This window comes from bacterium, from assembly GCA_035528375.1.
Taxonomy (GTDB): domain Bacteria; phylum RBG-13-66-14; class RBG-13-66-14; order RBG-13-66-14; family RBG-13-66-14; genus RBG-13-66-14.
Map to the genome: position 1 here is coordinate 1 of DATKYS010000015.1, position 16,404 is coordinate 16,404.

17 protein-coding genes are annotated in these 16,404 nt (G+C 66.3%); 2 read left to right on the forward strand and 15 right to left on the reverse strand.

Annotated elements, in window-relative coordinates:
* Window positions 1–71 precede the first annotated feature (71 nt).
* The 15 genes from VM054_00900 to era all read right to left on the reverse strand — a co-directional run bounded on the left by VM054_00900 (window position 72) and on the right by era (window position 14,961).
* Entirely contained in the window at window positions 72–1,505 is a 1,434-nt protein-coding gene (locus VM054_00900; protein ID HUT97614.1) for an alkaline phosphatase, read from the reverse strand.
* 480 nt (window positions 1,506–1,985) lie between these two features.
* Window positions 1,986–3,335: a TldD/PmbA family protein gene (locus tag VM054_00905; protein ID HUT97615.1), complete on the reverse strand. Its 1,350-nt coding sequence runs from the start codon at window positions 3,333–3,335 to the stop codon at window positions 1,986–1,988.
* Window positions 3,332–4,777, reverse strand: coding sequence for a TldD/PmbA family protein (locus VM054_00910; GenBank protein ID HUT97616.1), 1,446 nt, complete (start codon window positions 4,775–4,777; stop codon window positions 3,332–3,334). Before VM054_00910 ends, VM054_00905 begins: the two co-directional genes overlap by 4 nt.
* Before the next feature lie 355 nt (window positions 4,778–5,132).
* Entirely contained in the window at window positions 5,133–5,528 is a 396-nt protein-coding gene (locus VM054_00915; protein ID HUT97617.1) for a hypothetical protein, read from the reverse strand.
* A 629-nt stretch (window positions 5,529–6,157) separates the two neighbouring features.
* Window positions 6,158–6,658, reverse strand: coding sequence for a hypothetical protein (locus VM054_00920; GenBank protein ID HUT97618.1), 501 nt, complete (start codon window positions 6,656–6,658; stop codon window positions 6,158–6,160).
* Entirely contained in the window at window positions 6,591–6,917 is a 327-nt protein-coding gene (locus VM054_00925; protein HUT97619.1) for a hypothetical protein, read from the reverse strand. Before VM054_00925 ends, VM054_00920 begins: the two co-directional genes overlap by 68 nt.
* Before the next feature lie 112 nt (window positions 6,918–7,029).
* Complete coding sequence (gene gltA / locus VM054_00930) at window positions 7,030–8,409, reverse strand: NADPH-dependent glutamate synthase (protein ID HUT97620.1); 1,380 nt, start codon at window positions 8,407–8,409, stop codon at window positions 7,030–7,032.
* Between the two features lie 59 nt (window positions 8,410–8,468).
* Window positions 8,469–9,302 (reverse strand): sulfide/dihydroorotate dehydrogenase-like FAD/NAD-binding protein, encoded by an 834-nt coding sequence (locus VM054_00935; GenBank protein ID HUT97621.1) that lies wholly within the window; start codon window positions 9,300–9,302, stop codon window positions 8,469–8,471.
* Between the two features lie 295 nt (window positions 9,303–9,597).
* Window positions 9,598–10,194, reverse strand: a complete 597-nt coding sequence (locus VM054_00940) for a GNAT family N-acetyltransferase (GenBank protein ID HUT97622.1) — start codon at window positions 10,192–10,194, stop codon at window positions 9,598–9,600.
* Window positions 10,195–10,489: 295 nt separating this feature from the next.
* Window positions 10,490–10,891: a nucleoside-diphosphate kinase gene (ndk, locus tag VM054_00945; GenBank protein ID HUT97623.1), complete on the reverse strand. Its 402-nt coding sequence runs from the start codon at window positions 10,889–10,891 to the stop codon at window positions 10,490–10,492.
* Between the two features lie 287 nt (window positions 10,892–11,178).
* On the reverse strand, window positions 11,179–11,769 hold the full coding sequence (locus VM054_00950) for a 2-oxoacid:acceptor oxidoreductase family protein (protein ID HUT97624.1): 591 nt from the start codon (window positions 11,767–11,769) through the stop codon (window positions 11,179–11,181).
* Window position 11,770: 1 nt separating this feature from the next.
* Window positions 11,771–12,619, reverse strand: a complete 849-nt coding sequence (locus VM054_00955) for a thiamine pyrophosphate-dependent enzyme (protein HUT97625.1) — start codon at window positions 12,617–12,619, stop codon at window positions 11,771–11,773.
* Between the two features lie 17 nt (window positions 12,620–12,636).
* Window positions 12,637–13,815 (reverse strand): 2-oxoacid:acceptor oxidoreductase subunit alpha, encoded by a 1,179-nt coding sequence (locus tag VM054_00960; protein ID HUT97626.1) that lies wholly within the window; start codon window positions 13,813–13,815, stop codon window positions 12,637–12,639.
* Window positions 13,802–14,041, reverse strand: coding sequence for a 4Fe-4S binding protein (locus VM054_00965; GenBank protein ID HUT97627.1), 240 nt, complete (start codon window positions 14,039–14,041; stop codon window positions 13,802–13,804). Before VM054_00965 ends, VM054_00960 begins: the two co-directional genes overlap by 14 nt.
* Before the next feature lie 5 nt (window positions 14,042–14,046).
* Window positions 14,047–14,961, reverse strand: coding sequence for a GTPase Era (era, locus tag VM054_00970; protein ID HUT97628.1), 915 nt, complete (start codon window positions 14,959–14,961; stop codon window positions 14,047–14,049).
* Window positions 14,962–15,148: 187 nt separating this feature from the next.
* Between era and VM054_00975 the strand changes: the two genes are divergently transcribed.
* The gene (locus VM054_00975; protein HUT97629.1) at window positions 15,149–15,895 is read left to right on the forward strand and encodes a hypothetical protein; all 747 of its coding nucleotides are present in this window, start codon (window positions 15,149–15,151) and stop codon (window positions 15,893–15,895) included.
* A partial coding sequence (locus VM054_00980; GenBank protein HUT97630.1) for a MarC family protein occupies window positions 15,896–16,404 on the forward strand: 509 nt, incomplete at its 3' end. It lies immediately after the preceding gene.

Below are 16,404 nucleotides of genomic sequence, written 5' to 3' on the forward strand. Positions count from 1 at the left end.
TCCCCGGCCCTCCCCCAAAAGGGGGGAGGGAGAATAGGGCGGCCCTCACCCCGACCCGCGGGGAGAGGGGCCTAGTCCTCCATCAGCACACCCAGCATCACCAGGAAAATCGCCGTGTCGTCCAGGTACGGCCCGCGCACCGGGTCCTCGGCCGCGATGTAGCCCTCGAAGAGCCCCGCCCACTCGCCGCGCGCGTAGAGCGGTATGAGGCTGTTGGTGTGGCCGTGCGAGTTCCAGGCCCAGTACACCGCCTCGCCGGAATCAACGACCCCGTCCGCATCGCCGTCCTCCCAACCGGCGCGGAGGCCGGACGGGTCGTAGGGCCTTTCCAGCCCCAGGGTGCGCGGGGAGACCTCGCCCAGCGGCACCCCCCTGATTCCGGGCCCGGCGGTGAGGTAGCCGCACTCGTGGTCGCCGGTGACGATGACGAGGGTGTCGTCCCAGGAGGCCGGGGTGGAGGGGTCCTCGACCCAGTCCACGACGGCCCGGACCGCCGCGTCGAACTCGCGCTCCTCGCCGATCATCCGGTCCATGTCGCCCGCGTGGGAAGCCCAGTCCACCGCGCCGCCCTCGACCAGCAGGACGAAGCCCTCGGGATCGCGGTCCAGGACCGCCAGGGCCGCCTCCGTACACTCGGCCAGGGTCGGGTTCTCGGCGCTGGCGCCGGAGCCGTCGGCCAGGGCCCAATCGAAGCAGCCGTCCTCGCCGCCGAAGAGGCCGAACAGGCGTTCGGTGCGCGGGTTCTCCGCCGCTTCCAGGAGCCGCGCCCCGCCGTCCGGGCTCCCCGCGACGCGCTCCACCAGCCGCCAGACGCCGTAGTCGCGGCAATCGGCGGCCAGACGTTCGAGCTGCGCGGGTGAGACGTAGTCGGAGTTCCACCCCGGGTGCCCCGCGCCGATGAGCACCGCCGGCGGACAGCAGCTTCCGCCGCACCCGCCGCCGTAACCCTCGCCGGAGCCCGTGGAGCCCGGAACGCCCCACACACCCTCGTCGAAGACGGCGTAGCCGTTCCCACGGTCGTCGTTGTGGGCGTACCAGGCCGCCGGGGTGGCGTGGGAGACGGGGACGCTGGTGACCGCCCCCGAGGCGAGGCCGAAGTATTCGGCGTACTCGCGGATACACGCCAGGCGCATCAGGTCCCCCGGCCCGGTGCCCAGGTTCCCCGCGTCCGCCTTGAAGCCGGTGTACATGGCGGTGGCCGCCGAGGCGCTGTCCGTCGCCGCCCGGGCCACGTAATCGAACTCGCTCCAGGCTTTTTCCGGGTCGTAGCCCACGCCGCCGTTGGCGCGCCGGGTGTCCGTATCCCAGGTGGAGACGGCCCAGGAGTCCCAATCGGCGTAAACCGGGTCCTCGCCGGTGTAGTTCTTCACCGCCTCCAGGTGCTCGTAGCCCCAGCCATCGGAGATGAAGAGGATGACGTAGCGCGGCGGGACGGGCTCGGGGGCGCAGCAGGAAAGGAGGAGGAGGGCCGCCAGGGCGGGGAAGATGAATGCGCGCAGCTTCACGGGAACCTCCGTCGTTTAAATGACATATCCCAATCCATTACCGAAGAATACCATAACGTAGGGGCTGACCGGTCGGCCTTTTCCGTGTAATGTAGGGCGGCCCCGTAGGACGAGTCCTCTGCGGGCCGCCGCGATTTGCGATGACGTAGGGGCGGGTCTTTAGACCCGCCCGTTTTTTATAAGGCACCCCTCACCCCAGCCCGCCCCCCAGAGGGGGGAGGGGGCAGGCGGGCCGACCTGAAGGTCGGCCCCTACGAGGTTGATGCGCGATTCACGCAAATTCCGTAGGGCGGGGAATCTATCCCCGCCGCTTTGTTAACCGCGGCGGCCCGCAGGGGATTTATCCCACGGGGCCGCCCTACATTGGGAATCGCGCGTTTCCGGCGTAGGGACGGGTGTCCACACCCGCCCGCGGGGGCCCGCAGAGGGGCCCCCCTACACTGCACGTGTCCCGACCCTCACCCCCGCCCGCCGACCGGGTTAAAATTCCGTCGAGCTGGTGAAACGGAAGCCCTTGAACTTCACCGCCGGCACCCGGATGCTGGAGAAATCCTCCGCGATTAAAAGCGTGTCGGCGCTCAGGGCCTCGATTTGCGAGAAGGCCCGCAGCATGGACTCGGTGAAGCGCAGGTTCTTCACCGGCCGCGAGACCTTGCCGTCCTCGATGAGGAAGGTCCCGTCCCGCGTCATCCCGGTGAACAGGAGTTGCATCGGGTCCAGGAAGGGGTTGAGGTAGTGGAAGTGGGTGACCAGCAGGCCGCGCTGTGTGGCGGCGACCATCTCCTCCAGCGAGCTCCCGCCGCCGGTCATGAAGAGGTTCATCGGGATGGCGCCGTAGGAGGCGGAGGCCGGAGGCAGCCCGTGGCCGGTGGACTCCGCCCCGACCATCTTCGCGCTGGTGCGGTCGTGGACCACGGCCTTGAGAACGCCCGCCTCGACCAGCGGCACGCGCTTTTTCGGCATCCCCTCGAAGTCGAAGGGGAGGGGGTTGCCCGAGGGATCGCGGGCGTCGTCAACGAGGGTGAACTCGTCGCTGAAGAGCTTCTCGCCGAGCTTGTCCACGGCGAAGGAGCGCCCCTCGGCGAAGGCCAGACCGTTGAAGCCGATGTAGCCCATCATCCCCAAAAGGCCCGCCACGCCGCGGTGCTCGACGATGACGTCGTACTCCGCCGGCTCGAGATCGGTGGGGTGCTGTCCGTCGCGGCACTTCTCCGTGGCCCGGCGGCCGATGGCGGCGGCGTCCAGGTCCCGCACGTCCTTGGAGTCGGCGGCGGACCAGCCCGCCGAGGTGCGCGACAGGATGGTGGTGTTGACCGCGGCCCGCGTGCCGCAGTGATAGGCCTTGAGCCCCAGGGAGTTCACCAGCGCCACCTCGTTGCCCCCGGTGACGTAGGCCCCCGAGGCGTTGAAACCGTACTCGTCGCCGGCGGCGATGATTTTGGCCACCTCGTCGGCGCGGAAACCCGCCTCGGTCCGGTGGGTCTCGGCGACCCAGGCCTCCACCTCGGGGAACTCCTGGGGTCCGGGGAAGCCGGTGAAGCGGGGGTTGGGCGGCACGATGCCGGCGGACGCCGCCGCGCCCTCCACCGCACGCGCCAGGCCGTCGTCCGACAGGTCGTTCGTCGTCACCATCCCCACCCGGTTTCCGTCCACCACGGCCCGGACGGTGACGGTCGCGTCCCGCTTGGAGATGTTCTGGTGAATGTAGGAGTTGGCGAAGCGGGTCAGGTTGGTGTCGGAGGCGAAAAGGGCGGCCTCGAGGCCGTCGGCTCCGCCGAGGTCCACGGCGCGGGAGAGGGTCTCCAGAGCCCGGTCGCGTCCAAGCATCATTGGGCAACACCTACCTTCACGCCGCGGAAGCGGGCCGGGGAGGTTCCGTGTCCGATGCGCATCACCTGCGTCGGCTCCCCCTTGCCGCAGTTGGGGGTCCCCCAGAGGAACCACTGGTCCCGGTCGCCGATGGCGTCGCAGGAGCCCCAGAACCGCGGGGTTTTGTCGTAGTAGAGCGCGTTCTTCACCACGCGGCCCAGCTTGCCGTCCTCGATCTCCCGGGCGTACTCCACGCCGAACTGGAAGTTTATCCGCTTGTCGTCTATGGACCAGCTCTTGTTGCCCGAGAGGAAGAGGCCGTGCTTCACGCCGCCCACGAGGTCCTCGAAGCCGGCATCCCCGGGCTCCAGGCAGACGCTGGTCATGCGGCAGATGGGGAAGTCGCTCCAGCTCTGGGCCCGGCAGGCGCCGTGGGACCCGCCGCCGTGGAGGTGCGCCGTGTCCCGGGTGGAGAGGTAGTCGCAGAAGACGCCGTCCTTGACGATGTAGAACTTCTGCGCCGGGACCCCCTCGTCGTCGAAGGCGAAGTAGCCGAGGGAGCCGGGCAGCGTCGCGTCGGCGTAGAGGTTGACGATGGGCGAGCCGTAGATGTAGCTGCCGCGCTTGTCCAGGGTCAGGAAGCTGGTGCCGGCGAAGCTCGCCTCCTGGCCGATGACCCGATCCAGCTCCACGGCGTGGCCGCAGCTCTCGTGAATCTGCAAGAGCATCTGGGAGCCGTCTATGACGAGGTCCATCTCGCCGGCGGGGGCCTCGGGGGCGTGGACCAGCTCGAGGGCCTCGGCGCCCACCCGGGGGGCGTTTTTCACGAGGTCCATCTCCTCGATGACCTCCCAGCCCCGGGCCTGGTGAAGCCCGCGCATGCTGCACGGGTAGGTGCGCCGCTGCATATCTCCGTCGGCCACGGCGATGCAGGTGAGCCCTCCGCCGCACTCCACCTTCCGCTGCTCGATGGCCGACCCCAGGGAGCTCACGAAGAACTTGTGCGTCTCCCGGGATTGGATGAAGCCCTCGACCACCCGGATTTCGTCGCCGACGCGCATGGCCTCGGTGGCCTCCAGGAGGAGGTCCGCCTTCTTTTCGAGGGGGACATCGAAGGGGTGGACGCGGTAGGCGTTGGGCCAGTAGCCCACGTAGGCGTCGAGGCGGTCGAGGATGAGGGGTTCGCGCTTGACCGTGGCCGAGGCCCTGGCTATTCCTAGAGCCCTGGCCGCCGTCCGGCGCATCTCCTCGGGGGTCAAAACGCTCGAGCAGGCAAAGCCGAAGGCCCCGTCGAAGACCACGCGAACGCCGAACCCCTTGTCGTACCCGCGGTTGGCCGTCTGTACCGCCCCGTTCTTCACCGAGACGTCCTCGGTCACCAGGTCCTGGTACCGGGCCTCGGCGTAGCTCGCCCCGTAGGTCAGGGCGTGGTCCACCGCGAGCTGCAGGAGCCCTTTGAGCAAACCGTCTCCTTTCCGGGGAGTTTATGCGTACCGAGCGATGATAGGACGCGAGGCGGTCAAAGTCAACGGGGGAAACCGGTCGTTTCGACGGTGACTCGGCCCCTTTCCTAAAATGTAGGGCGGGGCTTCTACACCCCGCCGCGGGCACCCGTAGAAGGGCACCCCTACACCGCACAAACGTAGGGCGGGGCTTCTACGCCCCGCCGCGGCGGCCCGCAGAGGGGCCGCCCTACATAGCTGTTTTATCCAAGGCACCCCCACCCACGGCCCGTGCATCGAAAATTGCGATGGTGAACGGTCGTACCGGCCGGTCCGCCCGTTTTCAGGGTAGCCCCATCTCCGGCCCCCGGACGGCTCAGCAAGGGCAGAACGTTCCGAAGTCTTCCCGCGGTTCGTCGCTCGAGCCCGAGGCCACCTCGTCCAGCCACAGCCACCAGCGACTCCGTTTGGGTGAGGGCGCGATGTGGTGGCGCAGGGGGCCGTAGTACGACAGGCGGTACTCGGCCATCACGTCGCGGAGCCGGTTGATGCGGTTGTCGGAGAACCGGGGTTCGGAAAAACGGCGGTGCACCTCGCCGTCGGCCTCGGCCAGAATCCGGCGCATGCGTCGGGTCTGTTCGGGGTCGCGGCCCTTCAGGCCCATGTCGCAGATGTCCCGGGCCAGAAGGCTGACCTCGAACTCGTAACGCTCGTCGAAGGGCCCGAGCCGCCGCCAGACCTCGCACTTGTTTTCCAGACTTGCCAGGTCCATTTTTAGAAAACCTCCGGTGATTACGGGGATTATTACCCCGGTTTTTGGTGAAAATTAAATTAGCAATATCCGTGCCCGGCATGTAGATGACGCAGGGGCGTGTGCCCTGACCCACCCGTTATTTTACCCCTCACCCCCGAGCTGCGATGACGTAGGGGCGGGTCTTTAGACCCGCCCGCGGGCGACCGTGGAGGACTCGTCCTACCGGTCGCCCCTACGGGGTTTATTCGTGGATGACGTAGGGGCGGGTGTCCACACCCGCCCATCGCCAATCGAAACCCTAAACGTAGGGCGGGGATTTGCCAGGGGCATAGCTCGCTTCGCTCGGTTCTCATCCCCGCCGTTTTCGCCCCACACCCCGGGTTGCGATGATGTAGGGCGGCCCCGTGGGATGCATCCCCTGCGGGCCGCCGCGTTACCGACGTTCCCAACCCCGACCCTCACCCCAGCCCTCTCCCTAGAAGGGAGAGGGGGGACCGCTTCACCCCCCTCCCGCGTTTGTGATGACGTAGGGGCGGGTGTCCACACCCGCCCGCAGGCCAATTGTTCTGCGCATATGTTTAGGTTCCTCCCACATGTAAAAAAGGAGCCAGCGCAGGCCGACCCCTTACATACACATATATATCAAACTACGGTATCATTTCTACACTATTTGGATAACACACATCATAAAAATCTTTTTTATTATAAGTTATCAAGTAGTTTATTTTGTATTCACCTGAAATATCATCAATAATGAGTCTTAAAACTCTATCCACTAAACTTAATTCTCGTTTATCAATTAATGCAATTGTATTTTCAAGTGCAGAATCACGATACTTTGAATCATCAATTTTAGTCCATTCTATCTCGCTTAACTTAAATTTAAACTGTGTAAGTAACCACGGTTTTTTAACTAAACGTGTGCGTAAAACCTCATAAAAAATGGGCCACGGGATTAGAATATATTCGTCTTTGACAATATCCCATAAGTCGGTTGCAGATTGATGATACCCATCGTCCCCTTTATCGAGAAGCGCGATCCAAAAGCCAGCATCAGTCATAAAAAATGATTTTGCCAAATCAATAATCCTCTTCAGGAGTCGTCCGAATGGCGTACCCAAACCACGGTGCATGCCTTTTACGACCACCAAATATAAACCCCCCCCTTAGACTCTTTTTCACTGTGTCGTAGAAGATGATGTAAACTCTATCCTTTTTCCTTAAATTAACATTCGCTTCCAAATCACTTTTTATTTCTTCAATGAGATCATGTCGAAATATATAAACGAAGGAAGCTACACTATCTCCACACTCCCTGGCTTCATGGGAGTCCAACCAGAAATACATACTTTCGTAATCGCCTTCTATACCTAGATCGTAAGAAAGCCAAATTCGTTGTTTTTCCATGATCGTACCTCCTCCAACAAATACAGCTTAACCTACTAGATTCTTTTCGTCAACTTTAAAAAGGGCCGGCCAACGCCGACCCCGTAGGATTTCAACTGAATTAGACCTTCTGCTACAACTCGGGCCAGGTCTTGTCGCCCTTGACGTAGGCGTCCATGGCGCGGGCGGCAATTTTCCCCGCCCCCATCGCCTCGATGACCGTCGCGGCCCCCGTCACGATGTCGCCGCCGGCGAACACGCCGGGGATGTTCGTCCGCCCCTTCTCGTCGGTGACGATGTTGCTCCACTTGGTGACCTTGAGCCCCGGGGTGGCCTCGATCAAGAGCGGGTTCGGCCCGTTGCCGATGGCCACCACCACGCAGTCCACGTCGAGGATGAACTCGGAGCCCTTCATGGGAACGGGGCGGCGGCGGCCCGAGTCGTCCGGCTCGCCCAGCTCCATCCGGATGCACTCCATCCCCCCGACCCAGCCCTTGCCGTCGTCGAGGATTTTCAGGGGGTTCTGCAAAAGGAAGAACTCGATCCCCTCCTGCTCGGCGTGGTGTATCTCCTCGTTGCGGGCGGGCATCTCCACCCGCGAGCGGCGGTAGACGATGTAAACGTGCTCGGAGCCCAGGCGCAGCGCCGTGCGGGCCGAGTCCATCGCCACGTTGCCCCCGCCGATGACCGCCGTCCGCCTGCCGACCCAGATTGGCGTGTCATTTCGCTCTGGGTCGTAGGCCCCCATGAGGTTGGCCCGGGTGAGGAACTCGTTGGCGGAGTAAACGCCGTTCAGGCCCTCGCCCTCGATCTTCATGAACCAGGGGAGCCCGGCGCCGGTGCCGATGTAGAAGGCCTCGAAGCCGTCCCGGCGCATCTCGTCCAGCGTCCAGACTTTCCCGATGACCATGTTGTAGGAAAACTTGACGCCCAGCAGCTCGAGGTAGTGCGTCTCGCGGTCCACGATGGCCTTGGGCAGACGGAACTCGGGGATGCCGTAGCGCAGGACGCCGCCCGAGGCGTGGAAGGCCTCGAAGACGGTCACGTCGTAGCCCATGACGGCCAGGTCGCCGGCGCAGGTCATCCCGCCGGGCCCGCAGCCGATGACGGCCACCCTGTGCCCGTTGGGCGGGGCGATTTCGGGGAGCTCGGGATCGCCGTGCGCGGCCTCCCAGTCGGCGACGAAGCGCTCGAGGCGGCCGATGGCCACCGGCTCACCCTTCTTGCCCCGCAGGCAGACTATCTCGCACTGCACCTCCTGGGGGCAGACGCGACCGCAGACCGCCGGCAGGGAGTTGGTCCTCTTGATGACGCCCGCGGCTGCGCGGAAGTCGCCCTCCTTGACGGCGCGGATGAAGGCGGGGATGTCAATCTCCACCGGGCAACCGGCGATGCAGGGGCCGTCCTTGCACTCCAGGCAGCGCCACGCCTCGGCGACGGCCATCTCGTCGGTGTAGCCGAAGGGGACCTCCCGGAAGTTGCGCACCCGCTCCTCGGGGTCCTGCTCGGGCATCGGGGTCTTCTCGAGCTGCCTGACTCCGGCCTTCCTCAGTTCCTCGGGGGTTTTCTCCACTACCCCACCTCCTTCAGGTAGCGATCCAGGGCGCACTTCTCCTCGGCCAGGTAGCGGTTCTGGCGGGCCATCATCTCGTTGAAATCAATCTCCTCGCCGCGCATCTCCGGCCCGTCCACGCAGGCGAACTTCACCTCGCCGCCCACGGTGACCCGGCAGGAGCCGCACATCCCCGTACCGTCCACCATGATGGTGTTCAGGCTGACGTACACCGGGACGCCGTAGGGCTTCACCAGGTCGCGGCAGACCCGCATCATGATGGGCGGGCCGATGGCCAGCACGAAGTCGTAATCGGTGCTCTCGTCGAGCTTTGCTTTCAAAATGTCGGAGACGAAGCCCTTGTGGCCGAAGCTGCCGTCGTCGGTGCAGACGATCAGCTCGTCGGAGGCGGCCCGCATCTCGTCCTCGAGGATGAGGAGGTTCTTTGAGCGGGCGCCGATGATGCTCACGACGCGGTTCCCGTTCTCCTTGAACTCCCGGGTTTTCGGCAGGAGCGGCGCGACGCCGATCCCGCCCCCCACGCCCAGGACCCGTTTGTGCTCACCGCCCATGGGGTGGTACCGGCCCAGGGGGCCGATGAAATCCGCCACCGCGTCGCCCGGCTCCAGGGTCCCCAGTTGGCGGGTGGTCTTGCCCACCTCCTGGAAGATGATGGTCACCGTCCCGGCCTCGGGGTCGCGGTCCACCATGGTCAACGGGATGCGCTCGCCGGTGTCGTTGATGCGCAGCATGATGAACTGCCCGGGCTTAATCTTGCGGGCGATCAGCGGCGCCTCGACGTCGAATAGCTTGATGTCGGGCCCGAGGACTTTTTTACCGACGATCTTGAACAAGGCCAACCCCCTGGTTCGGTTCACTCACGAAAAGACGAAGAGGCGCGGCGCAAGGTCGGCGACCCTTCGGCCTCAGAAAAGGGGCCCTGTCCGCCCCCCGGCCATCCGGATCGGCCTCCGCCACCCCCCCTTTCGAGCGTCTCCACACCCGCCCCCGACCATGCGGCCCGACCGCCACCGGAAGTAGCGAGCCGGGTTCAATCGGCACCCGCCCCCGACTATCCGGCCCGGCCTCCGCCACCCCCCCCTTTCGAGCGTCTCCACACCCGCCCCCGACCATCCGGCCCGACCGCCCCTATTCGAAGACCGAGGGGTGCCAGTCCTCCGCGTCGAGCCCCAGCTCCAGCACCCGCTCCATCACGATGCCCCCCTCGTTGCGGAAATTCTCCCGCATCCCCTCGAACCTTTTATCGGTGAAGATGGGGAGCCGGCAGTGGGGGGTGACATCGAAGGTCTCGTCTATGAGGTGGAAGTTGAGCTGGCGGCCGAGGTTCACCGCCGGGTTGTTGGTGGCGGAGACCTTGGCCCGCAGCTCCTTGAAGCCCAGGATGCCGAAGGCGAACTCGATGAAGGAGATGACGAGCTGGCGGCCGATGCCCCGCCCGATCCGGTCCGGGGCCAGCTCCAGCCCGAAGCGGCACCCCCCGTCCGACTCCTCGGTCCACACGAGGAGGCCCAGGGCCTGGCCGTTTTCGGTGTTGCAGACCACGGTGACGTTGCCCCACAGGAGCTTGAGCTCATCGAGGTTCTGCTGGGCGTTCTCGGGGGAGCCCCAGTGGTGCCCGTCGGAACCGAGGTACACCGTGTCGGGCCAGTAGGAGAGCTTGAGGTCGTCCCCCGGTTCGAGTTCCCGGACGAAGAGGCCCGGGGCGGCGAAGAGGGCGCCGTTCATATCGTTCCTTTCGGGCCGGACGGCGGGAGCCGCCGCGGCGTCACGAACCGACCCCGACTCACCTTCGAGCGGTACGACCGGTCCGCCGCTGAAAACGAATCTACGGGGGCGCGGACCGCTCTTTTCTGCGGAATCGGTTGGTTGATCTAGTTTGGGGGAGTCTTGCGGCTTGCGCCGTCATGCGATTAATATGGGCCGTTAGGCGGTGGGCTCGTCTTTTCGCGGTCGGGCGGGGCCCACGCGGGTCCGGGGATAAGAACGACCACCCATCCCGTACCACCTTCCCACCGCTCATTCAACGGGGACCGAAAATCACCGCCACCTCGTACTTCGCCGCGTTCTCGCAGTCACTGCCGTGGACGGTGTTGCGCTGGATGGATTCGCCGTAGAGGGCGCGCAGCGTTCCGGGGGCGGCCTCGGCGGGATCGGTGGCGCCCATGACCTCCCGGGCGCGCCGCACCGCGTCGGGGCCCTCGAGAACCGCCGCCACCACGGGACCCGAGGACATGTAGGCCACCAGGGAGTCAAAGAACGGCTCGTCCCGGTGGATCCGGTAGAGCTCCCGGGCCCGCTCGGGCGAGAGGGTCAGCAGCTCGAGATCGGCGATGGACAGCCCCGCCCCCTCGAAAGCGGCCAGGCACGCGCCCACCAGGTTCCGCTCCACGCCGTCGGGTTTCACCAGCACCAGGGTCCGCACCCGTCAGACCTCCCCCGCCGGACTCGGAATCCGCCCGCCGCACCGGCAGTACGGCCGTCCGCAGTCGGACTCCGCCGAACCTCCCCCGCCGGACTCAGAATCCGCGTGACACGCCGTTAAAACGATCGAAGCCCGCCGCACCTCTCCCGCCTGGGTCAGAATCTACGCCCTCTCTTGCCGCTCGACCGGGCCCGAGAACCTCTACCGCCGGACTCGGAATCCGCGTGACACGCCGTTAAAACGATCGAAGCCCGCCGCACCTCCCCCGCCGAACCTCACCGCCGACCTCAGAATCCCTCCCGGCCGGCCCTGGCGTCCCGCGCCTTCACGCCCTCCCGCGCCCCCTCCTCGAACGCCCGCAGGTTGAGTTCCAGGAACCGCCCCGGCACTTTCTCGGTGAGCGCCCACTCCACCGCCTCCCGGCTCGTCACCCCGGTGAGGACCAACAGGTAACCCAGCGACATGATGTTGGCCACCACGGGGTTGCCCAGGGCGTCGCGGCAGTGGAAGGTGAAGGGGAAGCAGAAGGCGTCCTCCCGGGGGGGCTTGTCCACGAAGCTCGAATCGGCGACCAGGACGCCCTCGGGCTTGAGGTCGCCGGAGTACTTGTCGCAGGAGGCCTGGTTCATGGCCACCAGGACGTCAATCCGGGTGGGCTTGAGGTTGTTTATGGGGGCGTCGGCGATGCAGACCTCGCTCTTGGCGGCGCCGCCGCGGGCCTCGGGGCCGTAGCTCTGGGTCTGGACCACCGTGCGGCCGTCGTAGAGCCCCGCCGCCTGGGCCAGGATGCGACCCGAGGTCATCAGGCCCTGTCCGCCGGAGCCGGCGAAACGGACCACCGTCATCTTCACGCCGTGTTGCGATTGGATACCGGCCAACTCAACCCCCCTGAACCCGCCGGCAGAGCGCGGCGTAAACCTGGGTGAACTCGGGGCGGGAGTCGTCGTCGGTGAACACGCCGGTGAGGTACTGCCCCGGTTTGAGCGCGTAGCCGGGGTCCTTCTCCTTCAGCTTGCCGAAAGCCTTCAGGGGCACCGCCAGCTTCTTCTCCTCCTCCATCATCTCCACGGGGCTCACGTAGCGGTTGCGCCGGCCGTAGGTGGTGTAGCAGTGGGCCATGACCTCGACGACGGCGAAGCCGCGGATCTCGATGGCCCGGGCGATGAGCTCGGTCATGGCGGCCGCGTGGTAGCTGGTCGTGCGGGCGACGAAGGCCGCCCCCGCCGCCTTGGCCAGGTTGCAGATGTCGAAGGGCGTCTCGATCATGCCGTAGGGCGCCGTGGAGGCCCGCCGGCCCACCGGGGTCGTCGGCGAGTACTGCCCGCCCGTCATCCCGTAGATGTAGTTGTTGACGATGATGGCGGTGAGGTCCAGGTTGCGCCGGCAGGTGTGGATGAAGTGGTTGCCCCCGATGGCGGTGGCGTCGCCGTCCCCCATGGCCGTGATCACCTTGAGGGAGGGCCGGGCCAGCTTTATCCCGGTGGCGAAGGGCAGGGCGCGGCCGTGGGTGCCGTGGAGCGTGTTGAAATCCGTGTAGACCGGCATCCTCCCCGTGCAGCCGATGCCCGAGACGAAGGCGATTTCGTCCTTGTCTATCTCCAGCTTGTGGACGGCGCGGATGAGGGACCCCATGATGACGCCCAGGCTGCACCCCGGACACCACACCGTGGGGAATTTTTTCCTGGCGCGCAGGTATGAGAGGACGACCGACTTTGGTTTTTGCGACACGTCTCCCCCGTAACGCTTCAGAAGAGGAAGTCCGCGGTTTCGCCCTTCTCGCGCATTCCGCGGTGGGTCCGGACGAGGAGGTCGGCGACTTCGTAGGGGTTGAATATCTCCCCGTCGGCGCGGTTGACCGGGAGTACGCGCGCCCGGCCGCGGTTGACCCGCTCCACCTCGCCCACCAACTGTCCCAGGTTGAGCTCGGGGACCACCACCATCTCCACGCGGTCGCAGACCTCGTCAATGGCCTTCTCAGGGAGCGGCCAGATGGTCTTCAGTCGGAGCATGCCGGCCTTGACGCCCGCCCGCCGGGCGGCGTAGAGCGTCCGGCGCATGGTCCGGGCCGTGCACCCGTAGGCCACCACGGCCACGTCGGCGTCGTCCAGGTCCACCCGCTCCGTCATGCGGATTTCGGGATTCTTGTCCAGCTTCGCGCACAGGTGGCGGAGCATCCGGTTGCACTCGGCGGGAACCCCGGTGGGGAAGCCGTCCTCGTCGTGGGTCAGGCCGGTGACGTGGTAGCGGTAGCCCTCGCCGAAGGGGATGAGGGGGACGGTGCCGTGGGCGGTGAGCTCGAAGGGGCGGTACCACTCGGCGGGGCGCTCGGCGATCTCTCGCTCGACCACGTGAAGCTCGCCGGGCTCGGGGACCTCGATGACCTCGTACATGTGGCCTATCATCTCGTCGGCCAGAAGGATAACCGGGGTGCGGAACCGCTCGGCGAGGTTGAAGGCCTCCACGGTGAGGGTGAAGCACTCCGTGACGCTTTCGGGGGTCAGCACGATGATGGGGTGGTCGCCGTGGGTGCCCCAGCGGGCCTGCATGACGTCGCCCTGGGCGACCTTGGTGGGGAGTCCGGTGGAGGGCCCGCCGCGCATCACGTTCACCAGGACGCAGGGCGCCTCGATCATGGCCGCGTAGCCCAGGTTCTCCTGCATGAGGGAGAAGCCGGGTCCGCTGGTGGCGGTCATGGACTTGGCCCCGCCCATGGCGCCCCCCACGATGGCCGCCATGGAGGCTATCTCGTCCTCCATCTGGATGAAGGAGCCGCCCCGCTTGGGCTGCTCCAGCGCCATTATCTCGGCCACCTCGGTGGAGGGGGTGATGGGGTACCCGGCGAAGAAATCGCACCCGGCGTAGAGCGCGCCGTGGGCTATCGCCTCGTTACCCGAGTAGAACTGCAGATTTTTACCCGTCGCCATCGGCTTTCTCCGCCTCGGGTTTGTCCCTGACGTTGACCGCGAAATCGGGGCACAGAATCTCGCAGAGCTTGCAGTAGAGGCAATTTTCGAGGTGGGCGATCTCCGCCTTGCCGAGGCGGTTGAGCACCAGCACGCCCTTGGGGCAGAAGGCGACGCAGATGCCGCAGCCCTTGCACCACTCCTCGAAGATGCGCACCGGATTTTCGTTGTGGTCGTTCTTGCCCATTTTCGTCACCGGCTCCTGCCGTAGCCGAACCCGTCGAGGGCGGCGGGGTCGCGGCGCCACTTGGGCCGGACCTTGACCGAGAGGTCCAGGTACACGCGCCGATCCAAAAAGGCCTCCACGGTTTGTCGGGCCCGCACGCCGATTCCGCGCAGGACGGACCCCCCGGCCCCCACGACTATCCCCACCTGGCTCTTTTTCTCCACGAAGAGGGTCGCGGCGATGTAGGTGAGGCCGCCCGGCCGCTCCTCGAATGTATCCAGGGCGACCTCGAGGGCGTAGGGCAGCTCCTCGCGCAGGACGAGCATCGCCTGCTCGCGCACGAATTCGCCCACCAGCTCGCGCTCGGTCTCGGCGGTGAGCTGGTCGGGGTCGTAGAAGGGCGGCCCGGCGGGCAGCATCTCCACCAACCGGCCGAGGAGGGCCTCGAACCCCGCTCCGGTGAGGGCCGAGACTCCGAATGCCTCGACGTCACCGCCCCCCAGCCGCGGGGGAAGGGGGCCGGCGTCCGGGAGATCAATTTTATTCCAGGCCGCGAGCCACGGTTTTTTCGCCCCCGCGGCCAGGTCGCCGAGCTCGCCGTCGGTCGGCCCGCAGTCGGTGGAGTCCACCACGACCAGAACGGCGTCCGCGTCGGCCAGCGCCGTCCGGGTGGTCGCCATCATCCTGCGCCCGAGCTCGTCCATCGGTCGGTGGTACCCCGGCGTGTCCACGAAGACCGCCTGGTATCCGTCGGCGGTGAGTACGCCGCGCAGGAGGCGGCGCGTGGTCTGGGGCTTGGGGGTGACGGGCGCGACCTTCTCGCCCAACAGGGTGTTGAGGAGAGTGGACTTGCCGACGTTTGGGCGACCTAGAAGTACCACAAATCCGCTGTGGAAGACGGTTTCGGTGGAATCGCTCTTCTTCAATGCGGGCCGGTGCATGACCACGACGCCGGCAGGGGCGGAATCCCGACACGGTGCGCCGCACCGGATGCATCCGCACAAAAACAGACGCAGTTTAGCAACTCGCCCGGGGATAGTCAAGCTCAACCGGCCCCGCCGATGCGTGCAATTTGACACGGGACCGTGCAAACGGTAGAGTAATCCCTTGAATTAAGGAGGCTTAGCGATGGCGCACCCCCCGAGCGTGGACGCGGTTCGGCGCGAGGTCCTCGAGCGGGAGCCCGACCTGGGCGCTCTGCCCGGCGGGCTTCTTACCGGGCTCTGCCGCCTGGCGCTCCGGCCGGGGCCCCCGGGGGAGTCGGCCGCCGAAGCCGTCCGCTGGGGCCGGGACCTGCTGGGCCGGCCGTCCGGGGAGAAACTCCCCGTCTTGACGACTCTCCTGGCCGCCGAGCTCTACGGTTTGCCCCTCGGGGATATGGTCGCGTGCGACGACCCCGCGCGGGGGTTGGCCGCGTTTTTTTCGAGAAGCATGGCGCGGCGCGTCTGGCTCTGCCGCGGGCAGAAGCTGACCCTGGCCGACGGCCGCCGCCTGGCCGATGTGCTGACCGAAACCGGGCTGGAAGTCGTCCCCTTCGGGACCACCAACCGCTGCCGCTCCGGGGAGCTCGCCCGTGAATGGGCCTCCGGCGACGGGGCGGTGTGGGCCGCCTCGGGGAGCTTCCGCCTGGCCGGTTTCGTCGAGCACCTGGGAATCGGGGAGCTGGCGGAGCTGGCCCGGGGGACCGGCGGACCGGCGGCGGTGCTCCTGGACGACTGGCTGGAACCCGCGCCGCGCCTTGAGGACCTGCCGGCATTCGTGATTCCCGCGCCCGGGCCGGGATTCGCCGTCGGGACGGACCCCGGCGACGCGCCCGCCGAAGACCGTCTCCGCCCCCTGTTCGAACTCCTGCGCGGTCATCTCCTCGGAGGGTAGATGAACGAATTCTGCCTCCAGCTCATCTTCCTGATCATCATCATCAACCCGGTGAGCCAGATGATGCTGATCCTGTCCATCGCCCGGGAGCACCCGGACCGGGACGTGTCGCGTCTCATCTACCTCGGGAACCTGTGGGCTTTTTTAATCACGGCGCTCATCGCCGGGACGGGGAGCTTCCTGTTCAAGGTGGTCTTCCGGGTGGACGTGGCCACGCTGCGGCTGGCCGGGGGGCTGGTGCTGGCGGGAATAGGCTACACGCGCCTGAGCCGGGGGGTCACCTTCCACCTGCGCCGGAACCAGGACCTGGGCGAGTTGAAGGTGGTCCCCTTCGCGGTGCCGTTGATCGTGGGGCCGGCCACCTTCGCCCAGGCGGTCACCATCGCCGCGCACTCCGGCGAGCTGTTCGCCCTGGGGGCCGTGGCCGCCGCCATCGCCCTCAACGTGGGGCTCATGCGCCTGACGCTCCTCTTGCAGAAGGTCATCAACCAGAACGTGGTCAGCGTCAG

What these genes read in the sequence shown, in the direction of transcription:
- VM054_00940 (HUT97622.1), bottom strand. Translation starts at nt 10,194, where the DNA reads ATGAACGGCGCCCTCTTCGCCGCCCCGGGCCTCTTCGTCCGGGAACTC.
- VM054_00960 (HUT97626.1), bottom strand. Translation starts at nt 13,815, where the DNA reads ATGGCGACGGGTAAAAATCTGCAGTTCTACTCGGGTAACGAGGCGATA.
- gltA (HUT97620.1), bottom strand. Translation starts at nt 8,409, where the DNA reads ATGCCCGAGCAGGACCCCGAGGAGCGGGTGCGCAACTTCCGGGAGGTC.
- VM054_00915 (HUT97617.1), bottom strand. Translation starts at nt 5,528, where the DNA reads ATGGACCTGGCAAGTCTGGAAAACAAGTGCGAGGTCTGGCGGCGGCTC.
- VM054_00925 (HUT97619.1), bottom strand. Translation starts at nt 6,917, where the DNA reads ATGGAAAAACAACGAATTTGGCTTTCTTACGATCTAGGTATAGAAGGC.
- VM054_00905 (HUT97615.1), bottom strand. Translation starts at nt 3,335, where the DNA reads ATGATGCTTGGACGCGACCGGGCTCTGGAGACCCTCTCCCGCGCCGTG.
- era (HUT97628.1), bottom strand. Translation starts at nt 14,961, where the DNA reads ATGCACCGGCCCGCATTGAAGAAGAGCGATTCCACCGAAACCGTCTTC.
- VM054_00965 (HUT97627.1), bottom strand. Translation starts at nt 14,041, where the DNA reads ATGGGCAAGAACGACCACAACGAAAATCCGGTGCGCATCTTCGAGGAG.
- VM054_00975 (HUT97629.1), top strand. Translation starts at nt 15,149, where the DNA reads ATGGCGCACCCCCCGAGCGTGGACGCGGTTCGGCGCGAGGTCCTCGAG.